A 549-nucleotide genomic window follows, 5' to 3' on the forward strand; every position below is an offset into this window, starting at 1 on the left:
GAATGCCCCCAGGCGGGGACGGGGCAAATGGCGGACCACCACTTCTTTGTATGACGTTTCCCGCACGGCGGGCCCGTCCGCCTCGGCGTAAACGGTGACTCGAAAACCGAGCTTTACGAGCCGGGTGGCGATTTCTTCTGCAAAGGTTTCAAAACCACCATAACTCGCGGGAATGCCCCTGCATCCGAGGATGGCCACCTGAAGACCCCTGCCCGATGACGGTACGCACGGACTCATCGGCGCAACCACTTGGGCACCTTGAAGCGAACCATGGCCAAGTAGGCTCCGACGTAGGCAATCATGAACAGCACGAACCAGGTCACCAGCACCGGGGTGTTCCACCAGAAGATGATGGCCGGCACGATAGCCACCAGCGCGACCGCCAACAGGTACGGGGAGGTGCGGTTATTGCGCATCAGCAGGCGCCGGGCCTGGTCGTCGTGGAACACGCCCCTGACCAACCGGCGGTAGACGAGCTGGTGAAAATGCAGGGCGTCGGCGACGCTGGGTGACTGGCCCCGCACCCATTTGCGGTAGACCGACAGCACG

Annotated in this window: 1 protein-coding gene and 1 pseudogene; both read right to left on the reverse strand. The window is 62.7% G+C overall.

Annotated features, from left to right (window positions below; all coding sequences use genetic code 11):
• On the reverse strand, positions 1–198 hold a 198-nt coding region (locus ACK4TH_RS13135), incomplete at its 3' end, for a DUF1972 domain-containing protein (RefSeq protein ID WP_409627075.1).
• Between the two features lie 35 nt (positions 199–233).
• Positions 234–549 (reverse strand): annotated as a pseudogene (locus ACK4TH_RS13140) (glycosyl transferase); the annotation flags it as partial.

Source organism: Tepidimonas sp., from assembly GCF_046292505.1.
In the GTDB taxonomy this organism is placed as follows: Bacteria; Pseudomonadota; Gammaproteobacteria; order Burkholderiales; family Burkholderiaceae_C; genus Tepidimonas.